The organism is Streptomyces sp. NPDC014861 (assembly GCF_043081625.1).
Lineage (GTDB): Bacteria > Actinomycetota > Actinomycetes > Streptomycetales > Streptomycetaceae > Streptomyces.
In genome coordinates, this window is sequence record NZ_JBIBWV010000003.1 from 1 (window position 1) to 22,602 (window position 22,602).

The window sequence follows — 22,602 nt, forward strand, 5'->3', positions numbered from 1 at the left end:
CAACACCTCATCGCCACCTGGACCGGCACCTGCCCCACCTGCCGACAGACCGTCCCATGGCAGCCCTACGACACCACCTAACAAAGCACTACTAGGAGCTGTCCGGCCGATCATCGGATGCGTACCCTTGGCGCGTGATTGATCACGGCATTGTTCTGCCTCATTACCGCCTCCATGTCGTACCTGCGGTCGTGGCGTTGGCCAGCCCGACATGGCAGCGAGAGGTGTGGCTCGATCCGGATCAGTTCGAGGACCTCGACTACACCGTCCACGTGCTCTTCGACGACTTCTGTGATGCGAACAATCCTCGGCCCTGGCTTGGGCAGTGCCTTCGCAGCGAGGAGGAAGTCGAGCTGATGGCGCGTCTCGGTGCTGCCTACGGCGCGGTACAGGATTCGGTCGGCGCCGCGGCTCGGGACGAGACATACCTGGACTCGCCCGGCTGGTCTGCTGTAGTCGCCGCAGCAGCCCGGCTGGCCCAGGTGCTGGTGGCCAACGACCACTTGGCGTTGAGCAAGTTGCATGATTCCGGCCATCGCTGGCCGTTCGACCCCGAGCCGATCATGTCAGGGACGGAAGGCCGGCACGTCGATTCATGACCGCAACCAGACGACCAGGGCCGCCGCAGTGACCCTTGCAAGGAAGACGTAGCCGCGCTTGTCGCGGGTGGCGACGCCCCGGGAATTCTTCAGCTTATCGATGGCCCGCTCGACAGTGATGCGCTTCCTGTGCCGCTCCTCGCCGAAGCCCGGTGGCCGTCCGCCTCGTGATCCTTTGTGCCGGCGGGCGGCCTGGCTGTCGGCCTTCTCCGGGATCGTGAGCCGGATGCCGCGCTGTCGCAGGTACTGACGGCAGTGACCGTTGCTGCAGGCCTTGTCGGCCGCGACGCCGGCGGGCTTCTTGCGGGGCCTGCCCAGTCCGAGGCGGGGAACCCGGATCTCTCCCCGACCGAACCCTCCGCCGCCCGTCCGAAAGAATCTGACGATGCATCAGAAAACCTCTTCCCTCCACCGCCCCGCTGCGGCATCCTGCCGCCCATGGAGACGGAGCTGAGTCGCACACTGGGGATCGAGCACGCCATCTTCGGCTTCACGCCCTTCCCCGCGGTCGCCGCCGCCCTCAGCCGGGCCGGCTGTTTCGGGGTCCTGGGCGCGGTCCGCTACACCGCCCCGGACGACCTCGCACGCGACCTCGACTGGATGCAGGAGCACACCGACGGGCGCCCCTACGGGCTCGACGTCGTGATGCCCGCCAAGAAGGTCGAGGGCGTCACCGAGGTCGAGGTCGAGGCCATGATCCCCGTCGGCCATAGGGAGTACGTCCGGTCGGTCCTCGCCAAGCACGGCGTGCCCGAGCTCGCCGAGGGCGAGGCGTCGGGCTGGCGGATCACCGGCTGGATGGAGGAGGTCGCGCGCGGCCAGCTCGACGTGGCCTTCGACTACCCCATCAGACTCCTCGCCAACGCCCTCGGGTCGCCACCACCGGACGTCGTCGCCCGCGCGCACGAGCACGACGTGCTCGTGGCCGCGCTCGCCGGCAGCGCTCGGCACGCCCGCCGCCACGCCGAGGCGGGCATCGACATCGTCGTGGCCCAGGGGTACGAGGCCGGCGGCCACACCGGTGAGATCGCCTCCATGGTGCTCACCCCGGAGGTCGTCGACGCCGTCTCGCCGCTCCCCGTGCTCGCCGCCGGCGGCATCGGCAGCGGCGAGCAGATCGCCGCCGGGCTCGCGCTCGGCGCCCAGGGCGTGTGGCTCGGCTCGCTCTGGCTCACCACCACCGAGGCGGAGCTCCACTCGCGCGCCCTCACCGAGAAGCTGCTCGCGGCCGGCTCCGGCGACACCGTCCGGTCCCGCGCGCTGACCGGAAAACCGGCGCGCCAGCTCCGTACCGAATGGACGGACGCGTGGGAGGACCCGGCGGGGCCCGGTCCGCTGCCCATGCCGCTCCAGGGACTGCTGGTCGCGGAGGCCGTGTCGCGGATCCAGAAGTACGAGGTCGACCCGCTGCTCGGCACCCCGGTCGGGCAGATCGTCGGCCGGATGAACTCCGAGCGCGGCGTCCAGCAGGTCGTCGACGAGCTGACCCGGGGCTTCGAGAAGGCCGTCGACCGGATCAACCGGATCGCCGGAAGGAGTCAGTCATGAGCGAGGGCGCACCCAACGGCTTCTGGGCCCAGGCCGCCGCGGAGCCGGAGCGTACGGTGCTCGTGGCGCCGGACGGCGAGGAGTGGTCGGCCGGACGGCTGCTCGCCGCCGCGAACAGGATGGTGCACGGGCTGCGTGCGGCGGGCCTGGAGCGCGGCGACGCCTTCGCCGTCGTCCTGCCGAACGGCGTCGAGTTCTTCACCGCCCATCTCGCCGCCACCCAGGCCGGTTTCTACCTGGTCCCGGTCAACCACCACTTCGTGGGCGCGGAGATTGCCTGGATCGTCGCCGACTCCGGTGCCAAGGTGCTGATCGCGCACGAGCGCTTCGCCGAAGCGGCGCAGGCAGCCGCCGACGGGGCGGGGCTCGCGGCCAGTCACCGGTACGCGGTCGGGACGGTGCCGGGCTTCCGCCCGTACGCCGAACTCCTCGACGGACAGCCGGACGCGGCGCCCGGCGAGCGGACCCTCGGCTGGGTCATGAACTACACCTCGGGCACCACCGGCCGCCCCCGGGGCATCCGCCGGCCGCTGCCCGGCCGCCTCCCGGAGGAGTCCCATCTCGGCGGCTTCCTCGGCATCTTCGGCATCCGTCCCTTCGACGCCCACGTGCATCTGGTCTGCTCGCCGCTGTACCACACGGCGGTCCTCCAGTTCGCGGCGGCGGCGCTGCACATCGGGCACCCGCTGGTCCTCATGGACAAGTGGGCGCCGGAGGAGATGCTGCGGCTCATCGAGGCGTACGCCTGCACCCACACCCATATGGTCCCCACCCAGTTCCACCGGCTCCTCGCCCTCCCGGAGGAGGTCCGCGAGCGGTACGACGTGAGCTCGATGCGGCACGCCATCCACGGCGCCGCGCCCTGCCCCGAGCACGTCAAGCGGGCGATGATCGCCTGGTGGGGCGGGTGCGTGGAGGAGTACTACGCGGCCAGCGAGGGCGGCGGGGCGTTCGCGACGGCGGAGGAGTGGCTGAAGAAGCCCGGGACCGTCGGCCGGGCCTGGCCGATCAGCGAGCTCGCCGTCCTGGACGACGACGGGAACCGGCTGCCGCCCGGGGAACTCGGCACGGTCTACCTGAAGATGAACACGGGCGGTTTCCGGTACCACAAGGACGAGGCGAAGACGGCCGCGGCCCGCGTCGGCGACTTCTTCACCGTCGGCGACCTCGGCTATCTCGACGAGGACGGCTACCTCTACCTCCGCGACCGCAAGATCGACATGATCATCTCGGGCGGGGTCAACATCTACCCCGCCGAGGTCGAGGCGGCGCTCCTCGCCCATCCCGCCGTCGCGGACGCGGCCGCCTTCGGCGTCCCGCACGCCGACTGGGGCGAGGAGGTGAAGGCGGTTGTGGAGACCGCCGAGGGGTACGAGGAGGGGCCGGCGCTCGCCGAGGAGATCCTGGCGCACTGCGCCGACCACCTGGCGGGCTTCAAGCGTCCGAAGTCCCTCGACTTCATCCCCGTCATGCCTCGCGACCCCAACGGCAAGCTCTACAAGCGCCGTCTGCGCGACCCGTACTGGGAGGGCCACGCGCGCCCGGTGTGAGAGGGCACCGCCGGTCGACGCGGCCACGCCGGCGGACGGTCCCCGGCCTTCGACACGGCCGCACCGGCGGAAGAGCCCCAGCCTCCGGCGCGAGCCGCGCCGGGCGAGGGTCACGCCCGACCTGAGCGACCCTCGCCCGGGAGGCGTGTACGCGCGCTTGCCGCGACCCGCGCGCGTGGAGGAGCCCCAGCCTCCGGCGCGAGCCGCGCCGAGCGGGTCACGGAGCCCCCGCCTCCCCGCCCGGTCAAGGAGCCCCCGCCTCCCCGCCCGGTCACGGAGCCCCCGCCTCCCCGCCCGGTCACGGAGCCCCCGCCTCCCCGCCCGGTCACGGAGCCCCCGCCTCCCCGCCCGTCAGGGTCGGCAGCAGCCGGGCCTCCTCGTGGGCGAAGTGCGCCTCCAGCTCCGCCGCCAGGCGCTCGACGTCGGGGCGCAGCGCCTCCGGGGCGGCGCCCGAGGCGAGCAGTGCCTCCAGCTCGGTGACCGCGCGGGCCACCGCGCGGTGCTCCTCCCGCATCCGGTCCAGGTCCTCGGCCAGGTGCGGGAACCGTTCCCGCACCTGGTCGAAGACTCCGTCCTCGGCCGTGTGATGGGTGTGCAGAGCCGTGCAGAACGCCAGGCAGTGGCGGGCCAGGCCGGGCCCGAGCCGGCGCCCGGGTGCCGCCAGGCCCTCGCGGAGGGCGGCCAGCTCGGCGCGGAGGCCGTCGTGCACCTCCACCAGATGCGCGGCGATCGCCGCGCGCCGGGACGGGTCCGCGAGCCCGGTGGACCGGCGCAGGGCGACGACCGGGATCAGCCGCTCGACGCCCGCCTGGTACGCGCCGAACGCCGGGTCGCGGCGGGCCTGTTCGGCGTAGAGGCGGTCCCGCTCGGCGCCCTCGGTCGCCGTCGCCTCCGCCTCGAAGCGGTCGACCGTCCCCTCCGGGGTGCCGATCTCGACGGTCACGCGCGGCTCGGCGCACACGTTGTGGTACCAGGCGGGATGGCGGGGCGCGCCGCCGTTCGACGCGAACACCAGTAGCCGGGCCCCGTCGCGTACGTACACGACCGGGGTGGTGTGCTGCCGGCCGCTGCGGGCGCCCCGGGTGGTGAGCAGGAGGAGGTCAGCCCCCTCGAACATGCCGCCCACGCGGCCGCCGTTGTCCCGGAACTCCTGGATGACCTGTGCTTGGAACGCGGACATGGCTGTGCCCTCCGGTAGCATCGATCACGACAGATCTATTTGCTTTGAAAGCAAAGCTAAATCGGAGGGTGCAGGGTGTCAACCGAGCGCGAGGGGAGCGGGGCCGCCGGACCGGACGTCGATGACGCCGTCCGTACGCTGCTGCTGCTCATGCCCCGGATGGTGGGGCGCGTCAAGCGCATCAAGGTGCCGGAGGAGCTGGCGTCGCTGACGCTGGCGCCCCGTCACCTCTCCCTGCTCGCGTACCTCCTCTTCGACGGCCCCCAGAGCGTGAACGAACTGGCCGCCCGGCTCGGCGTCGCGCCCACCACCGTCAGCCTGATGGTGGGGGACCTCGCGAAGAAGGGGGTTCTGGAGCGTCACGAGGACCCCGCCGACCGCCGACGCAAGATCGTGTCGATCGCGGAGGAGCGGAGAGGGTCCATCGACGGCTGGCTCGGCCGCAGCGCCGGTGCCTGGAGAGCGGCCCTCGCGCCGCTGGGTCCGGCCGAACGGCGGATGTTCATCGACACCCTCGCGGCGTACGAGCACGGTCTGGCCGACGCAGAAGAATGACGGAAACGGGCCGCGGCCGTCCTCGCGCGGGAGTCGCGGTCCCCTAGGGCAGGAAGAAGATGATGAGTTCGAGCACCAAGGCGTTGACCCGGGAGTGGACCACGTGGGGGCCGGTGGTGGCCCTGCTTGCGCTGGTCTTCGCCTGGGGGCGGGAGCTACCGGGTCTCGCCGTGGGCCTCGTGGCGCTCTGCCTCTTCGCCGCGGTCCTCGCCGCCGTCCACCACGCGGAGGTCATCGCCCACCGCGTGGGAGAACCCTTCGGCTCGCTCGTCCTCGCCGTCGCCGTCACCGTCATCGAGGTCGGACTCATCGTCAGCCTCATGGCCGGAGGCGGTGAGAAGACCGCGACCTACGCGCGCGACACCGTCTTCGCCGCCGTCATGATCACCTGCAACGGCATCGTCGGCCTCGCGCTCCTCGTCGGCGCCCTGAGAAACCGGGTCGCCGTCTTCAACGCCGAGGGCTCCGGCGGCGCGCTCGCCACCGTCTGCACCCTCGCGACGATGACCCTCGTCCTGCCGACCTTCACCACGAGCCACCCGGGCCCCGAGTTCTCCGGCGCCCAGCTCATCTTCGCCGCCATCGCCTCCCTCGCCCTCTACGCCGTCTTCGTCGCCGTCCAGACCGTCCGGCACCGCGACTACTTCCTCCCCGTCACCCCCGAGGGCAAGGACTGCGCCGAGGACGACCACGCCGACCCGCCGACCAAGGCCGTCACCTGGTTCAGCCTCGGTCTGCTCCTCGTCGCCCTCGTCGCCGTCGTCGGCAACGCCAAGGTGATCTCCCCGACCATCGAGGACGGCGTCCAGTCCGCCGGCCTGCCCAAGGCGGTCGTCGGTGTCATCATCGCCCTGATGGTCCTGCTGCCCGAGACGCTCGCCGCCGTGCGCGCCGCCCGCCGCAACCGCGTCCAGACCAGCCTCAACCTCGCCTACGGCTCCGCGATCGCCAGCATCGGCCTCACCATCCCGGCGATCGCACTCGCGTCCATCTGGCTGTCCGGGCCCCTGGTCCTCGGCCTGGGCCCGCTCCACATGGTCCTTCTCGCCCTCACCGGCGTGGTCAGCGCCCTGACCGTGGTGCCCGGCCGGGCCACCCTCCTCCAGGGCGGCGTCCATCTCGCGATCTTCGCCGCCTTCGTCTTCCTGTCCTTCAGCCCCTGACCCGGTCCCTCACTCCCTGACCCGGTCCCTCACTCCCTGACGAGCACGACCCGCAGCGCGGGCGAGCGCAGGATGTCCCTCTCGCAGAACCGGGAGGCGACCCAGCGCTCGCCCGCGTACAGCTTCGTCTGGTCGCCGAGGTGCGGCGAGGCGGGGTTCGAGGACTGGGAGTACGCGAGCAGGGTGCGCGCCACCGGGCAGCGCCCGCCGTCCCAGCCGACCGCCTGCACATGGCTCGTGCCGAGCGCGACCTCCACGTAGCCGCCGGCCGCCGGCTCCCACACGCCTTCCGTCTTGTTCCAGACGCCCAGCGACTCCGTCCCGCCGCTCACCGGGATCCGCTCCCCGCCCCGCACCACGAACTGGTGGTCGCGCAGCGGCGCGTCCAGCGGGATGCCCGCCGTCCGGAGCTCCGCCACCGCGTCCGCCAGCGCCTTCGCGAATCCCGCCGAGCCCGTGTCGAGGGAATGCGGGGTGCGGACCGGGTCCGCCGCCGAGAACGGCACCTTCCACTGCCGCGCGACCGGCACCGCCGCGGTGAACCTCCGCCAGAACCGGTCGAAGAGCAGCGCGCCCCGGCTGGCCGAGTCCATCGTCCCGTCCCAGGTGCCGAGCACCCGGCACGCCTCCGGCTCCGCCGGCAGGACCGCCGGGCAGGCGGCGACCACGTCCGCCCCGGCGAGAGCGGCGGCCGGAACCCTGTCGGCGAACTGCTGCCGCTGGAGATCCGCCACCGTCAGGCGTCCCCGCGCGGCCATCGCCGCCACGTCCTCGATGCCGCCCCGGGTCCGCAGCGAGCGCTGCGTCCGGATGTTCCCGAAGACCCGCTCGTACCCGGTCAGCGGCCGGTCCGCGTTGGTCAGCCAGGCGCTGTCGTTGGAGTTCGCCGCGTACGGGGCGTCCTCCAGGACCGGCATCCGGGACGGTCCGAAGGTCCCCGGCTGGAGCGCGTCCGGGTCCGAGCCGAGCGCGCACGCCGTCCGCGAGCCGTCGAGGACGGCCAGGCCCGACGCGGGATGGACGACCCGCCCGAGCGGCGTGGAGCACCGCTCCGCGAGCTCGGCGGTGATCCGGGGCACCACCTGCGACTGGCTGAAGAGGGTGTGCCCTGCGGAGTCGGCGGCGACCGTGTTCACCCACGGGAGCCCCTGGGTGCGGCGCAGGGCCTCGGCGACGTCACGCGTCGAACGGGCCCGCGCGAGACCGAGCGCCGTGTCCGAGCCGCGCAGGTTGCCCGTGTTGGGGTCGTTCAGTGCGTACGCCGTGCTCGCCGTCCACGGCAGCGGCAGGCTCGCGCCGAGCCCGCTCGTCACCGGTCCGTACCGGGTCCACCACTGGGTACGGGTCACGGGTGCGCCGTCCCGGTCCGTCACCGTCACCGTCCGCGCGGTCATCCGCTCCGGCTCCCCGTCCACCAGATACGCGGTCGGATCGCCCGGCACCAGCGTCAGCTCGTGCAGGTTCAACGGCACGCCGGTGGCCACCGTGTGGCTCCAGGCGACCCTCTCGTTGAAGCCGATGCTCACGACGGGCATCCCGAGCAGCGAGGCGCCGGAGACGTTCAGTTCGCCGGGGATCGTCTGCTGCGACTGCCAGAAGCGGCGGCCGCCGTGCCACGGGTAGTGCGGGTTGCCTAGGAGCAGTCCGCGTCCGTTCGCCGTGGTCGCGCCGGAGAAGGCCACCACGTTGGATCCCATCGTGGCCCCGGCCTCGGCGAACAGGGCCCGCGCGGCCCGTGCCGCCTGCTCGGGGGCGGGCCCGGGCTCCCGCGCCCCGGTGGGGGCCGCGGCCGGCGGGCGGGCCGCCGTGATGCCGTCGACCGCGCGCCCCTGCCCGCCGAGGACGGCGATGGCGAAACCGCGCCGCGCCACGTCGAGGGCCGTCACCGGCCGGACCCAGCCGGCGCCCGCGCAGGACGGGTCGGTGATCCGGTTCTTCCGCAGCCAGGCGTTGTAGCCGGCCGCCCACCCCCGCATCAGCTCCTTCACATCGCGGCTCGGCCCCGCCGGGGCCGGGGTGCGCAGCAGGGCCTCGACGGTGCCGGCGTCCCTGACGCCCCGGAAGTACAGGTCGCTGGAGAGGTTCGAGCCGGCGGAGGACAGCGAGCCGTCCGGGGCGCCGGAGGCGCCGAAGTACCGGGAGCGCTCGCCGTTCACGGTCACGAAGCCGTCGGCGAGCACGCACACCTGGTCGGCGGCCTGAGCCCAGCCGGTGCCGAAGCCCAGGCCCGCGTGATCCCCGGCCAGGATGTGCGGGATGCCGTACTCGGTGTACCGGACGACGGCGCCAAGTCCCCGGTCGGACGGCCGGTGCTCCCGAACCGGCTGCGCGGAGCCGGCCGAGGCGGAGGCCGGAAGCAGGGCCGCGGTGACGGCGGCGAAAGAGACGGCGACCAGGGCGAGCCGCCCTGGGGAACGGTGGGGGAAGAGGGTGCGGACAGGCACGATGCCTCCCAACGAACAAGCAGACAGAGCTTGTCGGCCCATGGAGACAGCACGCGCCTGACTTGTCAACATCCCGTTCGGTATCCGAGGCGACGGGGTGCGCGGACGCGGACGGGTACTTGACCCGCCGCACCACCGCGCCGAGGATCCAGCCATGGAACGAGGACTCCTCCACCGGACCGTCGACGGCGTGCTGCGCGCGAGCGCCGAACGCGTCCCCGGCCGGACCGCCCTGCGGTACGCGGACCGCGCCTGGACCTACGCCGAACTCGACGCCGCCGTCTCCACCGCCGCGGCCGTGCTGCGCCGCGAGCCGGGACTCGTGCCGGGCGCCCGGGTCGCCACCTACGGCCACAACTCCGACGCCTACCTGATCGCCTTCCTCGCCTGCGCCCGCGCCGGTCTCGTCCACGTGCCGGTCAACCACCACCTCACCGGCGACGACCTCGGCTATCTCCTGGACCAGTCGGGCAGTTCCCTCGTCCTCGCCGATCCCGGGCTCGCCGACCGGATCCCCTCCGGCGTACCGGTCCGGGCCCTGCGGGACGCGCCGGGCTCGCTCCTCGACGCGCTCGCGGAATCGGAGCCGTACGACTCCGACAGCGATCCCCGCGACCTCGTGCAGCTGCTCTACACCTCGGGCACCACCGCGCTGCCCAAGGGCGCGATGATGACCCACCGCGCGCTCGTGCACGAGTACGCCAGCGCCATCGAGGCACTCGGCCTGAGCGAGGACGACCGGCCGGTGCACGCGCTGCCGCTGTACCACTCCGCCCAGACCCACGTCTTCCTGCTGCCGTACCTGGCCGTCGGCGCCGAGAGCACGCTCCTCGAAGGACCCGACCCCGAGGCCCTGTTCGGGCTCGTGGAGGAGGGACGCGCGGACAGCTTCTTCGCACCGCCGACCGTGTGGATCGCCCTGGCCGAGCACCCCGGCTTCGCGGGGCGGGACCTGTCCGCGCTGCGCAAGGCGTACTACGGCGCCTCGATCATGCCCGTGCCGGTCCTGGAGCGGCTGCGCGGCCACCTGCCCGGCCTCGCCTTCTACAACTGCTTCGGCCAGTCCGAGATCGGCCCGCTCGCCACCGTCCTCGGCCCCCACGAGCACGACGGCCGGATGGACTCCTGCGGCCGGACCGTCCGGCACGTCGAGGCGAGGGTCGTCGACGAGGACGGCAAGGACGTCCCCGACGGCACTCCCGGGGAGATCGTGTACCGGTCCCCGCAGCTCTGCGAGGGGTACTGGGCCAAGCCCGAGGAGACCGCCGCCGCCTTCCGCGACGGCTGGTTCCGCTCGGGCGACCTCGCCGTCCGCGACGCCGCCGGCTATCTGACGATCGTCGACCGGGTGAAGGACGTCATCAACTCCGGCGGCGTGCTCGTCGCCTCCCGCCAGGTCGAGGACGCCCTCTACACCCATCCGGCGGTCGCAGAGACGGCCGTCATCGGCCTGCCCGACGCGCGCTGGATCGAGGCGGTCACGGCCGTGGTCGTCCCGCGCGGCGAGGTCACCGAGGCGGAACTCCTCGCCCACGCCCGCGACCGCCTCTCCTCCTTCAAGGCGCCCAAGCGGATCGTCTTCACCGACGCCCTGCCCCGCAACGCCAGCGGCAAGATCCTCAAGCGGGACCTCCGCGACCGCTACGCCTGAGCCGCGGGCCGGGGTCCGCGCATGACGTCCAGGATCCGGGCGGGACCGGCCGCGCCGTGGCCGAGCGCCACGGTGCGGCGGGCCAGCCCCTCGGCCGCGCGCATCACACCCGAGTCGATGCCGTGCGCCTCGGCGGCGTGCACGACGTGCGCCATCGTCGACACCGCGGAGCTCAGCGGGTTGATCGCGCCGGAGGCGTCGCCGCCGTGCTGCACGTCGGCGGCGAGCTCCCCGAAGAGCGCCGGCAGGATCTGCGCGATCCCCGCCGCGAACGGCGCCAGTTCGAGCGGCTCGACGCCCTCCGCCTCCGCGAGTGCCAGCGCGTGCCAGTACCCGGCCATCGACGTCCAGAAGACGTCCAGCAGCGCGATGTCGTAGGCGGCGGCCCGCGAGATCTCCTCACCGAGGTGCGTGTGCGTGCCGCCGAGCCCGTCGAGCACCGCCCGGTGCTCCTCGTACAGCGCGGCGGGGCCGCTGAACAGGAACACCCCGTGCTCCGAGCCGATCGTGTCGGCCGGCGTCATGATGGCGCCGTCGAGGTAGGCGACGCCGTGCTCCCGCGCCCAGCGGCCGGTGTCACGGGACCGCTCGGGGATGTCGGCGGAGAGGTTGACGAGGGTACGGCCCTTGAGCGCGGCCTCCACCGGGTCCCGGCGCAGCACCGCGTCCGTGGCGTCGTAGTTGACCAGGCAGATGACGGTCAGCGGGCTCGCCGCGACCGCCTCGGCGGCGCTCGCCGCCACGACCGCGCCCCGCTCGGCGAGGTCGCCCTCCCGGCCGGGTGTACGGTTCCACACCGTGGTGCGGACCCCCGCCGCGAGGAACGCGCCGGCCAGGGCGCGGCCCATCGGACCGAGGCCCAGTACGGTGATCGCGGGCTGCTGGGGGATCGACTCCCGGTCGGACTGCTGCGGGGACGGCTGGTTGCCGGACATGCGTGAACTCCTGTGCAGAGAATGCGGATTAGGGTGGGTGGGCCGGGGCGCGGCGGACAGTCGCGGACGGCACTCGGACGCACGAGGGTGACGGGACGGAGAAGGACGATGGCGCGCATCAGCCTGGACGAGGACTCGGTCTGCGGCGTGGCCGCGGCGATCTCGGTGGTCGACGGCAAGTGGAAGCCCACGCTGCTCTGGATGCTCGAATCCGGGCCGCACCGGCCCGGCGAACTGCGCCGGAAGGTGACGGGGATCAGCGAGAAGGTGCTGACCCAGGCCCTGCGCGAGATGGAGGCCGACGGGCTCGTGCACCGCGAGACGCACGAGGTCGTGCCGCCCAAGACCGTCTACTCGCTGACCGAGAACGGTCTCGCGCTCTCGCTGCTCCTGGCGCCGCTCTCGGACTGGGGACACGACCACCTCGACCGGCTGGCCGAGCTGCGCGCCGCCTCCTGACTCCTCTCTCTCCGGGCCCCTGCGGCGCCGTCCTCGTGGACGTCTCCACCTTCTCCCGGAGGGCGGGGGGCGACAAGTACCCACTAAAAGGTGGGTACTGTGTCGCCCTCCCCTCGGATCACCGGTCCCGCAGGTCGACGATCCGCTTGAGTTTGCCCACCGAGCGTTCCAGCGTCTCCGGGTCCACCACCTCGACCGCGACCGAGACGCCGATGCCGTCCTTCACCGCCCGCTCGATCGCCCGCGCCGCCTCCCCGCGCTCCTCGGACGTCGCGTCGGCCCGGGCCTCCGCCCGTACCGTCAGCGCGTCGAGCCTGCCCTCCCGGGTCAGCCGCAGCTGGAAGTGCGGGGCCACCGCCGGCGTCCGCAGCACGATCTCCTCGACCTGGGTCGGGAAGAGGTTCACCCCGCGCAGGATGATCATGTCGTCGCTGCGCCCGGTGACCTTCTCCATCCGCCGGAACGCGGGCCGCGCGGTGCCCGGCAGGAGCCGGGTCAGGTCCCGCGTGCGGTAGCGGATCACCGGCATGGCCTCCTTGGTGAGCGAGGTGAAGACCAGCTCGCCCTCCTCGCCGTCCGGCAGCACCTCGCCCGTGACCGGGTCCACGACCTCCGGGTAGAAGTGGTCCTCCCAGATGTGGAGCCCGTCCTTGCTCTCGACGCACTCCTGGGCCACGCCCGGGCCCATCACCTCCGACAACCCGTATATGTCGACCGCGTCGATCGCGAACCGCTCCTCGATCTCGGCGCGCATCGCCTCCGTCCACGGTTCGGCGCCGAAGACGCCCACCTTGAGGGAGGTCGAGCGCGGGTCCACGCCCTGCCGCTCGAACTCGTCCAGGAGCGTCAGCATGTAACTGGGCGTCACCATGATGATCTCGGGCTCGAAGTCCTGGATCAGCCGCACCTGGCGGGCGGTCATGCCGCCGGAGGCGGGGATCACCGTGCAGCCCAGGCGTTCGGCGCCGTAGTGCGCACCGAGGCCGCCGGTGAACAGGCCGTATCCGTACGCCACGTGGACCCGGTCGCCGGGGCGGGCGCCGGCCGCGCGCAGCGAGCGGGCGACTACATCGGCCCACACGTCCAGGTCGCCCTCGGTGTAGCCGACGACGGTGGGCAGGCCGGTGGTGCCGCTGGAGGCGTGCACGCGGCGGACCCGGGACCGGTCGACGGCGAACATCCCGAAGGGGTAGCGATCGCGCAGGTCCGCCTTGGTGGTGAAGGGGAATCGGGCCAGGTCGGCCAGGGAGCGGCAGTCGTCGGGGTGGACCCCCGCGGCGTCGAAGGCGCGCCGGTGGAACTCCACGTTCGCGTAGACGTGCCGCAGCGTGCTCCGCAGCCGCTCCAGCTGGAGCGCCGCCAGCTCCTCCCGCCCGAGCCGTTCGCCGCCGTCCGGCAGTTCCTTCATGCGCCGCCACTCCTCCGCACTCGCCCGGCGGCCACCCGTGGAAACGGGCGACCGATCATTCGGTAGATACGTGTGGGGGCCAGTAAAACGTTCCCGGGGAGGGGTTTGGCAAGGTCCCGGCGCCACCTTTCCCCCGAAGGCCCCGTGCCGGGCGGAAAAGGCGTTGCCCGTCCCTGCGCGCCGCCCTTGAATGGCCCGGATGAACCACGCACACACCCCTGGGGACCATCGCCTCCTCCTCGACCTGCACGACCGGCAGCTGCGGCGGGCGGCGCGCCCCGACGGGCCGGACTGCCGCGTCGAGCGCTCCGGCGCCGTCGTCCGCCAGACCGGCCCCGCCCACGCCTGGAACGGCGTCCTCTGGTCCGGGCTCGACGAGCACACCGCCGACGCGGCCATCGCCGCACAGCTCGCCCACTACCGCGCGGAGGGCGTCCCCTTCGAGTGGAAGCTGTACGCCCACGACGGGCCCGCCGACCTCGGTACGCGGCTCCTCGCGGCCGGCTTCACCCCCGAGGAGCCGGAGACCCTCATGGTCGCCGAGGCGGGCGCACAGGCCGGGCCGGTACCGCTGCCGGCCGGGGTCGAGCTCCGCGAGGTCACCGACGCCGAGGGCGTCCGCCAGGTCGTCGAGGTCCACGAACGGGCCTTCGGCACCGACAGCTCCGACCTCGGCCGCCGCCTCCTGGACCGGATGGCCGCCGACCCCGGCACCGTCACCGCCGTCGTCGCCCTCGCCGGCGGGATACCCGTCAGCGCGGCCCGTCTGGAGCTGTACCCGGGCACCGACTTCGCCGGACTCTGGGGCGGCGGCACCGTCGAGGAGTGGCGCGGCCGCGGCCTCTACCGCGCCCTCGTCGCCCACCGCGCCCGCGTCGCGGCCAGCCGCGGACACCGCTACGTCCAGGTCGACGCGGCCCCCACCAGCCGCCCCATCCTCCAGCGCCTCGGCTTCGTCCCGCTCACCACGACCACGCCGTACGTCCACGCCTGAGAAGTCCGAGGGTTCGAGCGGCATTGTCGGTGCCCCGGTGCATCATCGGGAGGAGGCAGCACGCACAGGGTCTTCCCGGGGAGGGAGCGGGCATGACGATCACGAACGCGAAGGTGGGGGAGTACGCGTTCCTGCGGGGGCTGTACGAGGACGGGTACTTCCCCGACCACGTCGTCGACAAGGGCCGCGAGATCCTGCTCCGGCTCTGCGAGCGCATCGAGACCGACCGCCCGGCCGACCTGCGGGCGCTGTACGTCCTCACGCACGCGGCGACGGAGGAGTTCAACGCCCTGGAGGCGGAGTTCGAGGCGGCGGGCAGCGAGATCGAGACCACGGCGCGGGAGGAGATAGGCGAGGACTTCCGGTTCGTGGCGGGCGCCTACGGCTTCGCCGACGCGGACCACGAGAAGCTGATCGCCACCAGGGAGTGGTGAGGGTCCCGGGGCCCGCCGGGCGGGGTCTCAGCCCAGTGCGGCCCGGCGCGCGTCGATCCTCTTCCGGTACGCCGGGTACCAGGGCTCGCCCTGGGCCCGCTCGACGACCGCGGCGGTCCGGCGCCGGTCCCGGGACTGGCGGACGGTGCCGACGAGGTACCACAGGCACACCGCGGGCAGCACGAAGCGCAGGACGTTGAGCGGCACGAGGAGCACCACCGCCGCCAGGCCGGCGGCGGCGACGACATTGGCGACCACGAGCATCTTCGACGCCACCCGCGCGGTGAGCTCCGGATCGTCGGGGCCGTCGCCGAGGTCCTGCTCCGCGTAGACCGTGCCTGCGCGGACCAGTGCCTTGTGCCGCAGCAGCATCCAGACGCTGGGCGCCACCATCGACAGCACCGCCACGGTCCGCGCGGTGCCGGCGTCGGGGAGCCACACGGCCGCGGCGCCCACCACGCTCAGCAGGAGGTGCGGCCACGGCGGGGTGATCGCCTGGACCGCCCGCGTCTGCTCGGCGTCGAGCAGCTCTTTCAGAGCCTCGGGGGAAGGTGAGGGTGAGGGGGTGGGAGTGGTGGTGTCGCTCATGCTGGGTCTCCGGGGCGGCACGGTGGGGCGAGAGGTCGGGTGGGGTCCCCTCATGGCGGACCCGTCGGATGATCAGACCACGGGTGAGGGGGAAAGGTTGCGCCCGGGATCCGGCTCGTTCCCGGCGGCCCGGCCGCCTCTCAGGCCGCCCAGTGCGCCGGGCGCTCGAAGCCGTCCGGGAGGACGGTCCTGGCGTCGCCGCGCGCCGAGTTCAGCTGGGGCTGGGTGAGGAAGAGGGCGTCCGTCAGGGTGGCGCCGGAAAGGTCGGCGTCGCGCAGGTCGGCGCCGATCAGGTCCGTGAGGGTGAGGTCCGCCCCGGTGAGGTCGGCGGCGATCAGCAGGGCCCCGCGCAGGTCGGTGCCCCGGAGCCTCGCGCCCCGCAGCCGCTTTCCGACGAGATCCGCGCCCCGCCGTCCGCGCGGCCTGCCGCCGGCCGTGGCGCGGACCAGTTCGCTGGTCCGCAGCAGGAGCGGGTTGACCTCGGCCCGGACGGGGGCGACGTCCAGCTTCTCCAACGCGTCGGCGGGCAGCGCGGTCAGCCCCTCGACCCGGGCCAGGGCGGCCCGCACCTCCCCGTGGATCCGGCGCGCGGCGGGCCGCTCCAGGGCCTCGGTCAGGTAGCGCAGCAGTTCGTGGAGCTGCCGGACCACCGGGAAGACCTCGTAGATCTGCCGTGCGGTCTCCGGCGCCTCCCGCCAGGACACCCCGCCGAAGGTCACCTGGGAGACCTGCTGTCCGGCGCCGAAGCAGTCGTACACCGTGCAGCCCTGGAACCCGCCCGGGCGCAGCCGTGCGTGGATCCCGCACCGGAAGTCGTCCTGGAGGTTGCGGCAGGGGTCGCCGGCGGACTTGTCCACGGGGAAGTCCGCCGACCTGGCGAACGGCAGCGCCACACAGCACAGCCCGAAGCACTGCGCGCAGTCGCCGCGCAGCGCGGCTTCCCGGGTGTCGGGCATGGGGAAACGGTTCCTTCACAGCTCGTGGGCGATCATCCCACCGTACCCCGGCCCCTCCGCACGGTCGCCGTGGACGGCTCCAGCTCGCCCCCCCCCGGGTCCCCGGACCGGGCGGGGCCTCGCCCGTCGTCCTGGGGCACGGCCACGTCGAGCCCACCCCGACCCGGGCGTTTCGGCACCGGATGACCTCCCCACCGGGCGGCGGACCTCCGTCGTTCAGCCCGTGAAACCCGCCGCGTCCGCCTCCGTCGTTCAGCCCGTGAAGCCCGCCGCGTCCGCCTCCGTCGCCACCGACTTCGCCCAGCGGTAGTCGGCCTTGCCGCTGGGGGAGCGCTGGATGCGGTCGGCGAGGACGAGCTGGCGGGGCACCTTGTAGCCGGCGAGGTGGCGCCGGCAGTGGTCCTGGACGGCCGCCAGGTCGAGGGGGTCCGTGCCCTCGCGCTGCTGGACGACGGCGGCCACGTGGTTGCCCCACTTCGCGTCCGGCACGCCGGCGACCAGCGCGTCGTAGACGTCGGGGTGCGACTTGAGGGCCTGCTCGACCTCCTCCGGGTAGACCTTCTCGCCGCCCGTGTTGATGCACTGCGAGCCGCGGCCGAGGACGGTCACCACGCCGTCCGCGTCGACCGTGGCCATGTCGCCCAGCAGCACCCACCGCAGGCCGTCCCGCTCGAAGAAGGTCTCGGCCGTCTTCGCCGGGTCGTTGTAGTAGCCGAGCGGCACGTGTCCGCGCTGCGCGAGGCGGCCGATCTCGCCGACGGCGACCGGCTCCCGGGTGGCCGGGTCCACGACCTGGGTGCGCTCGTTGACGTGCAGCCGGAAGCCCCTCTCCGGGCCGGAGTCGTCGGTGGCCCGGCCGTTCGAACCAGACTCTGTGGAGCCGAAGTTGTTCAGCAGGAGGACGTTCGGCATCAGCTCGCGCAGCTGTGCCCGTACGGTCTCCGACATGATCGCGCCGGAGGAGGAGAGGCTGAACAGTGCGGACAGGTCCGTGTCACGGAGCGGGCCGGCGAGCGCGTCGACCAGCGGGCGCAGCATGGCGTCCCCGACGAGGGAGATGCTGGACACCTTCTCCTTCTCCAGGGTCCGCAGCACCTCCTCGGGCACGTACTTGCGGTGCAGGACCACCCGCTGGCCGTAGTTGAAGGCGATGAAGGTGGTGAGCGTGGAGGTGCCGTGCATGAGCGGCGGCGCGGGGAAGAAGGTGATCCCGGCGCCGCCGGCGGCCACCCGCTCGGCCAGTTCCTCGGGGCGCTTGACGGGCTCGCCCGAGGGGTCGCCGCCGAAGAGGCCGGCGAAGAAGAGGTCCTCCTGGCGCCACAGGACACCCTTGGGCATGCCGGTGGTGCCCCCGGTGTAGATGATGAACAGGTCGTCGCCGGAGCGCGGGGCGAAGCCGCGCGCGGCGGACGCCGCGGTCTCCGCCTCCTCCAGCGGTACGGCGTCGAGGTCCGCGGCCCCCTCGGGCGGGGTCCCCACCCGCACGAGGTGCCGCAGCTTCTCGGTCCGCGGCAGGGCCGCCGCCACGCGGTCCGTGAACTCGGCGTCGTACACCAGGGCGGTGAGGTCGGCGTCCCGGTAGAGGTAGACCAACTCCTCTTCGACGTAGCGGTAGTTGACGTTGACGGGCACGATCCGGGCCTTCAGGCAGGCCAGTACGGTCTGGAGGTACTCGACGCCGTTGTACAGGTGGAGGCCGAGGTGCTCGCCCGGCCGGACCCCCGCGTCGAGCAGGTGGTGGGCCAACCGGTTGGCGGCTGCGTCGAGTTCGGCGTAGGTGAGCCGTCGCTCGGTGCCCGTCCCCGGGTGGTCGACGTAGACCAGTGCCTCGCGCTCCGGCACCACGTCCACGACCGATTCGAACAGGTCGGCAAGGTTGTACTCCACCGTTCCTCCTGACCCCGGCGCGTTCGGACTCGGGCGGTCATCAGAGCACCGACGCGCACAGGTGGGAAGGGGGCGCGTCAAAGAATCTGACTGAGTGTCAGAAAACTATTGAACTGCCTCCGCCACTCCTGCAACCTGTTCCAGAACTGGAGACGGGAGATGCCCATGGCCGGCACCGAACACCTCACCGTGCGGCGCGAAGGCGCCACGCTCGTCCTCACCCTGAACCGTCCCGAGGCGAAGAACGCCCTCTCACTGCCGATGCTCGTCGGCCTTCACGACGGCTGGATCGAGGCGGACGCCGACGACAGCGTCCGCTCGATCGTCCTCACCGGAGCGGGCGGCGCCTTCTGCGCCGGGATGGACCTCAAGGCCCTCGCCGGGCAGGGCATGGCGGGGGAGGCCCACCGCGACCGGCTCAAGGCAGACCCCGACCTGCACTGGAAGGCGATGCTCCGCCACCACCGCCCCCGCAAGCCCGTCATCGCCGCCGTCGAGGGCGCCTGCGTGGCCGGTGGCACGGAGATCCTCCAGGGCACCGACATCCGGGTCGCCGGCGCCTCCGCCACCTTCGGCCTCTTCGAGGTCCGGCGCGGCCTCTTCCCGATCGGCGGCTCCACCGTCCGGCTGCCCCGCCAGATCCCGCGCACCCACGCCCTCGAAATGCTCCTCACCGGACGCCCCTACACGGCGGAGGAAGCCGCCCGCATCGGGCTCGTCGGGCGCGTCGTCCCGGACGGCACCGCCCTCGACACCGCCCTCGACCTCGCCGAACGCGTCAACGCCTGCGGCCCGCTGGCCGTCGAGGCGGTGAAGGCGTCCGTCTACGAGGCGGGCGAGATGACGGAGACGGAAGGGCTCGCCGCCGAGCTGAAGCGGGGCTGGCCGATCTTCGACACGGCCGACGCGAAGGAGGGGGCGAGGGCCTTCGCGGAGAAGCGGCCGGCGGTCTACCGCCGGGAGTGACGTCCCGCCCGCCCCTTCCCGTGGCCAGCGCTCCACCCCGAACCCCGTCCGCGCCGCCCGAGCGCCCCGTACGCCCCACCCGCCCGCACAGGAAGGCCCGCCCATGACGACCACCCCCTCGCCACCCGAACTCCTCCGCGCGCCCCTCGTCGTCGAGTTCCCCTTCACCCGCTCCCTCGGCCCCGTCCAGTCCGCCTTCCTCACCGGACTGCGCGAGCGCACCGTCCTCGGCGTCCGCACCGAGGCCGGACGGATCCTCGTCCCGCCGGTGGAGTACGACCCCGAGACCGCAGCCGAACTGCGCGAACTCGTCCAGGTCGAGGCCACCGGCACCGTCACCACCTGGGCCTGGAACCCCGAGCCGCGCCGTGGCCAGCCGCTCTCCACCCCCTTCGCCTGGGTCCTCGTCCGCCTCGACGGCGCCGACACCGCCCTCCTCCACGCCCTCGACGCCCCCGGCCCCGACGCCGTCCGCACCGGCATGCGCGTCCGGATCCGCTGGGCCGCCGACCGCACCGGCGCCATCACCGACATCGCCTGCTTCGAGCCGTACGAGGCAGCGCCTTCGGGCACCGAACCTGTCCCGCACACAGGGGAGTTCGACGAACCCGTCACCGGCATCACGGCCGAGGCGCGCCTCGACTACACCTACAGCCCCGGCCGCGCCCAGACCCGCTACCTCCACGCCCTCTCCGAGCGCCGCACGGTCGGCGAGCGCTGCCCCTCCTGCGCCAAGGTGTACGTCCCGCCCCGCGGCGCCTGCCCCACCTGCGGCGTCGCCACCACCGACCGGGTCGACGTCGGACCGCGCGGCACCGTCACCACCTTCTGCATCGTCAACATCAAAGCGAAGAACCTCGACATCGAGGTCCCCTACGTCTACGCCCACATCGCCCTCGACGGCGCCGGCCTCGCGCTCCACGGCCGGATCGGCGGCATCCCCTACGACGAGGTCCGGATGGGCCTGCGCGTCGAACCGGTGTGGAGCGAGGACGGCCGCTACCCCGACCACTACCGCCCCACCGGCGAACCGGACGCGGACTACGACACGTACAAGGAGCTGCTATGAGCGCCCCCGGCCGGGAGGTGGCCATCGTCGCCTTCGCCCAGAGCGACCACCGGCGCCGCACCGACGACCTCTCCGAGGTCGAGATGGTGATGCCCGTCCTCCACGAGGTCCTGCGCCGGACCGGCCTGAAGACCTCCGACATCGGCTTCACCTGCTCCGGCTCCTCCGACTACCTCGCCGGACGCGCCTTCTCCTTCACCATGGCGCTCGACGGCGTCGGCGCCTGGCCGCCGATCTCGGAGTCCCACGTGGAGATGGACGGCGCCTGGGCCCTCTACGAGGCCTGGGTGAAGCTCCTCACCGGCGAGGCCGACACCGCCCTCGTCTACTCCTACGGAAAGTCCTCGCCCGGCTCCGTCCGTGACGTGCTGACCCGCCAGCTCGACCCGTACTATGTCGCCCCGCTCTGGCCGGACTCCGTCGCGCTCGCCGCCCTCCAGGCCCAGGCCCTCGTCGACGCGGGCGACACCGACGAGGCGGCCCTCGCCGAGATCGCGGCCCGCCGCCGCGCCGACGCCACCGCCAACCCCCACGCCCAGGTCACCGGAGCCCGCCCGCAGGGCGACCACGTCGTGGCGCCGCTGCGCACCGGCGACTGCCCGCCCATCGGCGACGGCGCCGCCGCCGTGATCCTCGCCGCAGGCGACCTCGCCCGCGAGCTGTGCGCCCGGCCCGCCTGGATCCGGGGCATGGACCACCGCATCGAGGCGCACTCGCTCGGCGTCCGCGACCTCACCGACTCGCCGTCCACCCGGCTCGCCGCCGAGCGCGCCGGAGCCTTCGAACGGCCCGTGGACACCGCCGAGCTGCACGCCCCCTTCACCTCGCAGGAGGTCGTCCTGGCCAAGGCGCTCGGCCTCGGCGAGGACGTCCGGATCAATCCGTCCGGCGGCGCGCTCGCCGCCAACCCCGTCATGGCCGCCGGACTCCTGCGCCTCGGCGAGGCCGCCGCCCGCATCCACCGGGGGGACTCCGACCGGGCCCTCGCCCACGCCACCTCCGGGCCCTGCCTCCAGCAGAACCTGGTCGCCGTCCTGGAAGGAGACCCCCGATGAGCAAGGAACCCGTCGCGATCGTCGGCGTCGGCCAGACCAAGCACGTCGCCGCCCGGCACGACGTGTCCCTCGCCGGGCTGGTCCGCGAGGCCGCCGCGCGGGCCCTCGCCGACGCCGAGCTGACCTGGGCGGACATCGACGCCGTCGTGATCGGGAAGGCGCCCGACTTCTTCGAGGGCGTCATGATGCCGGAGCTGTACCTCGCCGACGCCCTCGGCGCCGTCGGCAAGCCCATGCTCCGCGTCCACACGGCCGGCTCCGTCGGCGGCTCCACCGCCCTCGTCGCCGCCAACCTGGTCGCCGCCCGCGTCCACCGGACCGTCCTCACCCTCGCGTTCGAGAAGCAGTCGGAGTCGAACGCGATGTGGGGCCTGTCGCTGCCGGTGCCCTTCCAGCAGCCGCTCCTCGCCGGCGCCGGCGGCTTCTTCGCCCCGCACGTCCGCGCCTACATGCGGCGCACCGGCGCCCCCGACGCGATCGGCTCCCTCGTCGCGTACAAGGACCGCCGCAACGCCCTGAAGAACCCCTACGCCCACCTCCACGAGCACGACATCACCCTGGAGAAGGTGCGGGCGTCCCCGATGCTGTGGGACCCGATCCGCTACTCGGAGACCTGCCCGTCCTCCGACGGCGCCTGCGCCATGGTCCTCACCGACCGGGCCGGTGCCGACCGCGCGCCCCGCCCCGCCGCCTGGGTGCACGGCGGAGCCATGCGCAGCGAGCCGACCCTCTTCGCAGGCAAGGACTTCGTCTCGCCCCGGGCGGGCAGCGACTGCGCCGCCGATGTCTACCGGCAGGCCGGGATCACCGACCCGCGCCGGCAGATCGACGCCGTCGAGATGTACGTGCCGTTCTCCTGGTACGAGCCGATGTGGCTGGAGAACCTCGGCTTCGCCGCCGAGGGCGAGGGGTGGAAGCTCACCGAGGCCGGCGTCACCGAACTCGACGGCGACCTGCCGGTCAACCCCTCCGGAGGCGTCCTCTCCACCAACCCGATCGGCGCCTCCGGCATGATCCGCTTCGCGGAGGCCGCCCTCCAGGTGCGCGGCGAGGCCGGCGAGCACCAGGTGGACGGCGCCCGCCGGGCCATGGGCCACGCCTACGGCGGCGGCGCCCAGTTCTTCTCCATGTGGCTGGTGGGCACCGAGCCGCCGGCCTGAC

The 22,602-nt window shown here is 73.1% G+C and carries 20 protein-coding genes; 13 read left to right on the forward strand and 7 right to left on the reverse strand.

The window, feature by feature from the left end:
- The first annotated feature begins 134 nt into the window (after positions 1-134).
- From ACF1BN_RS06795 to ACF1BN_RS06805, 3 genes are all read left to right on the forward strand, one after another.
- Entirely contained in the window at positions 135-599 is a 465-nt protein-coding gene (locus ACF1BN_RS06795) for a hypothetical protein (protein WP_392330505.1), read from the forward strand.
- A gap of 438 nt (positions 600-1,037) precedes the next feature.
- Positions 1,038-2,147: an NAD(P)H-dependent flavin oxidoreductase gene (locus ACF1BN_RS06800; RefSeq protein ID WP_392330506.1), complete on the forward strand. Its 1,110-nt coding sequence runs from the start codon at positions 1,038-1,040 to the stop codon at positions 2,145-2,147.
- Positions 2,144-3,697 (forward strand): acyl-CoA synthetase, encoded by a 1,554-nt coding sequence (locus ACF1BN_RS06805; RefSeq protein ID WP_392330507.1) that lies wholly within the window; start codon positions 2,144-2,146, stop codon positions 3,695-3,697. Before ACF1BN_RS06800 ends, ACF1BN_RS06805 begins: the two co-directional genes overlap by 4 nt.
- 325 nt (positions 3,698-4,022) lie before the next feature.
- Here the strand turns inward: ACF1BN_RS06805 and ACF1BN_RS06810 are convergent, their stop codons facing one another.
- Entirely contained in the window at positions 4,023-4,877 is an 855-nt protein-coding gene (locus ACF1BN_RS06810; RefSeq protein WP_392330508.1) for a nitroreductase/quinone reductase family protein, read from the reverse strand.
- Positions 4,878-5,027: 150 nt separating this feature from the next.
- Here ACF1BN_RS06810 and ACF1BN_RS06815 point away from each other — a divergent pair, with 150 nt between their 5' ends.
- Entirely contained in the window at positions 5,028-5,432 is a 405-nt protein-coding gene (locus ACF1BN_RS06815) for a MarR family winged helix-turn-helix transcriptional regulator (protein WP_392330998.1), read from the forward strand.
- A gap of 62 nt (positions 5,433-5,494) precedes the next feature.
- Positions 5,495-6,595, forward strand: coding sequence for a calcium:proton antiporter (locus tag ACF1BN_RS06820; RefSeq protein WP_392330509.1), 1,101 nt, complete (start codon positions 5,495-5,497; stop codon positions 6,593-6,595).
- A gap of 29 nt (positions 6,596-6,624) precedes the next feature.
- Here the strand turns inward: ACF1BN_RS06820 and ACF1BN_RS06825 are convergent, their stop codons facing one another.
- Positions 6,625-8,991, reverse strand: coding sequence for a penicillin acylase family protein (locus ACF1BN_RS06825; RefSeq protein WP_392330999.1), 2,367 nt, complete (start codon positions 8,989-8,991; stop codon positions 6,625-6,627).
- A 202-nt stretch (positions 8,992-9,193) separates the two neighbouring features.
- On the opposite strand from ACF1BN_RS06825, the gene ACF1BN_RS06830 reads away from it, so the two are divergent.
- Positions 9,194-10,690 (forward strand): fatty acyl-CoA synthetase, encoded by a 1,497-nt coding sequence (locus tag ACF1BN_RS06830; RefSeq protein WP_392330510.1) that lies wholly within the window; start codon positions 9,194-9,196, stop codon positions 10,688-10,690.
- Here ACF1BN_RS06830 and ACF1BN_RS06835 read toward each other — a convergent pair.
- Positions 10,681-11,625 carry an NAD(P)-dependent oxidoreductase gene (locus tag ACF1BN_RS06835; RefSeq protein WP_392330511.1) on the reverse strand — a complete coding sequence of 315 codons (945 nt, stop codon included), beginning with the start codon at positions 11,623-11,625 and terminating at the stop codon, positions 10,681-10,683. The genes ACF1BN_RS06830 and ACF1BN_RS06835 overlap by 10 nt on opposite strands.
- A 108-nt stretch (positions 11,626-11,733) precedes the next feature.
- Between ACF1BN_RS06835 and ACF1BN_RS06840 the strand changes: the two genes are divergently transcribed.
- Entirely contained in the window at positions 11,734-12,084 is a 351-nt protein-coding gene (locus ACF1BN_RS06840; protein WP_392330512.1) for a winged helix-turn-helix transcriptional regulator, read from the forward strand.
- A 118-nt stretch (positions 12,085-12,202) separates the two neighbouring features.
- On the opposite strand, the gene paaK is transcribed toward ACF1BN_RS06840, so the two are convergent.
- Positions 12,203-13,492: a phenylacetate--CoA ligase PaaK gene (paaK, locus tag ACF1BN_RS06845; RefSeq protein WP_392330513.1), complete on the reverse strand. Its 1,290-nt coding sequence runs from the start codon at positions 13,490-13,492 to the stop codon at positions 12,203-12,205.
- A 199-nt stretch (positions 13,493-13,691) separates the two neighbouring features.
- Between paaK and ACF1BN_RS06850 the strand changes: the two genes are divergently transcribed.
- Together ACF1BN_RS06850 and ACF1BN_RS06855 are read left to right on the forward strand one after the other, a co-directional pair.
- Positions 13,692-14,486 (forward strand): GNAT family N-acetyltransferase, encoded by a 795-nt coding sequence (locus ACF1BN_RS06850; RefSeq protein ID WP_392330514.1) that lies wholly within the window; start codon positions 13,692-13,694, stop codon positions 14,484-14,486.
- A 92-nt stretch (positions 14,487-14,578) separates the two neighbouring features.
- On the forward strand, positions 14,579-14,920 hold the full coding sequence (locus tag ACF1BN_RS06855) for a DUF5713 family protein (RefSeq protein WP_392330515.1): 342 nt from the start codon (positions 14,579-14,581) through the stop codon (positions 14,918-14,920).
- Positions 14,921-14,947: 27 nt separating this feature from the next.
- Here ACF1BN_RS06855 and ACF1BN_RS06860 read toward each other — a convergent pair whose 3' ends face one another.
- The 3 genes from ACF1BN_RS06860 to ACF1BN_RS06870 all read right to left on the reverse strand — a co-directional run bounded on the left by ACF1BN_RS06860 (position 14,948) and on the right by ACF1BN_RS06870 (position 18,351).
- Positions 14,948-15,508, reverse strand: coding sequence for a hypothetical protein (locus tag ACF1BN_RS06860; protein ID WP_392330516.1), 561 nt, complete (start codon positions 15,506-15,508; stop codon positions 14,948-14,950).
- 140 nt (positions 15,509-15,648) lie between these two features.
- Positions 15,649-16,464, reverse strand: coding sequence for a pentapeptide repeat-containing protein (locus tag ACF1BN_RS06865; RefSeq protein WP_392330517.1), 816 nt, complete (start codon positions 16,462-16,464; stop codon positions 15,649-15,651).
- A gap of 252 nt (positions 16,465-16,716) precedes the next feature.
- Positions 16,717-18,351, reverse strand: a complete 1,635-nt coding sequence (locus tag ACF1BN_RS06870) for an acyl-CoA synthetase (RefSeq protein ID WP_392330518.1) — start codon at positions 18,349-18,351, stop codon at positions 16,717-16,719.
- A 165-nt stretch (positions 18,352-18,516) separates the two neighbouring features.
- Here ACF1BN_RS06870 and ACF1BN_RS06875 point away from each other — a divergent pair, with 165 nt between their 5' ends.
- From ACF1BN_RS06875 to ACF1BN_RS06890, 4 genes are all read left to right on the forward strand, one after another.
- On the forward strand, positions 18,517-19,317 hold the full coding sequence (locus ACF1BN_RS06875) for a crotonase/enoyl-CoA hydratase family protein (protein WP_392330519.1): 801 nt from the start codon (positions 18,517-18,519) through the stop codon (positions 19,315-19,317).
- Positions 19,318-19,420: 103 nt separating this feature from the next.
- Entirely contained in the window at positions 19,421-20,386 is a 966-nt protein-coding gene (locus ACF1BN_RS06880) for a Zn-ribbon domain-containing OB-fold protein (protein ID WP_392330520.1), read from the forward strand.
- Complete coding sequence (locus ACF1BN_RS06885; RefSeq protein WP_392330521.1) at positions 20,383-21,441, forward strand: thiolase domain-containing protein; 1,059 nt, start codon at positions 20,383-20,385, stop codon at positions 21,439-21,441. Before ACF1BN_RS06880 ends, ACF1BN_RS06885 begins: the two co-directional genes overlap by 4 nt.
- The gene (locus tag ACF1BN_RS06890) at positions 21,438-22,601 is read left to right on the forward strand and encodes a thiolase domain-containing protein (protein WP_392330522.1); all 1,164 of its coding nucleotides are present in this window, start codon (positions 21,438-21,440) and stop codon (positions 22,599-22,601) included. The genes ACF1BN_RS06885 and ACF1BN_RS06890 overlap by 4 nt, the downstream gene beginning before the upstream one ends.
- The last annotated feature ends 1 nt before the right edge of the window (position 22,602 follow it).

Bases quoted from the DNA above. Each gene is read 5' to 3' on its own strand.
- ACF1BN_RS06805 (WP_392330507.1), top strand. From the start codon at position 2,144: ATGAGCGAGGGCGCACCCAACGGCTTCTGGGCCCAGGCCGCCGCGGAG.
- ACF1BN_RS06800 (WP_392330506.1), top strand. From the start codon at position 1,038: ATGGAGACGGAGCTGAGTCGCACACTGGGGATCGAGCACGCCATCTTC.
- ACF1BN_RS06890 (WP_392330522.1), top strand. From the start codon at position 21,438: ATGAGCAAGGAACCCGTCGCGATCGTCGGCGTCGGCCAGACCAAGCAC.
- ACF1BN_RS06820 (WP_392330509.1), top strand. From the start codon at position 5,495: ATGAGTTCGAGCACCAAGGCGTTGACCCGGGAGTGGACCACGTGGGGG.
- ACF1BN_RS06850 (WP_392330514.1), top strand. From the start codon at position 13,692: ATGAACCACGCACACACCCCTGGGGACCATCGCCTCCTCCTCGACCTG.
- ACF1BN_RS06885 (WP_392330521.1), top strand. From the start codon at position 20,383: ATGAGCGCCCCCGGCCGGGAGGTGGCCATCGTCGCCTTCGCCCAGAGC.
- ACF1BN_RS06810 (WP_392330508.1), bottom strand. From the start codon at position 4,877: ATGTCCGCGTTCCAAGCACAGGTCATCCAGGAGTTCCGGGACAACGGC.
- ACF1BN_RS06875 (WP_392330519.1), top strand. From the start codon at position 18,517: ATGGCCGGCACCGAACACCTCACCGTGCGGCGCGAAGGCGCCACGCTC.
- ACF1BN_RS06830 (WP_392330510.1), top strand. From the start codon at position 9,194: ATGGAACGAGGACTCCTCCACCGGACCGTCGACGGCGTGCTGCGCGCG.
- ACF1BN_RS06840 (WP_392330512.1), top strand. From the start codon at position 11,734: ATGGCGCGCATCAGCCTGGACGAGGACTCGGTCTGCGGCGTGGCCGCG.
- ACF1BN_RS06855 (WP_392330515.1), top strand. From the start codon at position 14,579: ATGACGATCACGAACGCGAAGGTGGGGGAGTACGCGTTCCTGCGGGGG.
- ACF1BN_RS06880 (WP_392330520.1), top strand. From the start codon at position 19,421: ATGACGACCACCCCCTCGCCACCCGAACTCCTCCGCGCGCCCCTCGTC.
- ACF1BN_RS06815 (WP_392330998.1), top strand. From the start codon at position 5,028: ATGCCCCGGATGGTGGGGCGCGTCAAGCGCATCAAGGTGCCGGAGGAG.
- paaK (WP_392330513.1), bottom strand. From the start codon at position 13,492: ATGAAGGAACTGCCGGACGGCGGCGAACGGCTCGGGCGGGAGGAGCTG.
- ACF1BN_RS06835 (WP_392330511.1), bottom strand. From the start codon at position 11,625: ATGTCCGGCAACCAGCCGTCCCCGCAGCAGTCCGACCGGGAGTCGATC.
- ACF1BN_RS06865 (WP_392330517.1), bottom strand. From the start codon at position 16,464: ATGCCCGACACCCGGGAAGCCGCGCTGCGCGGCGACTGCGCGCAGTGC.
- ACF1BN_RS06860 (WP_392330516.1), bottom strand. From the start codon at position 15,508: ATGAGCGACACCACCACTCCCACCCCCTCACCCTCACCTTCCCCCGAG.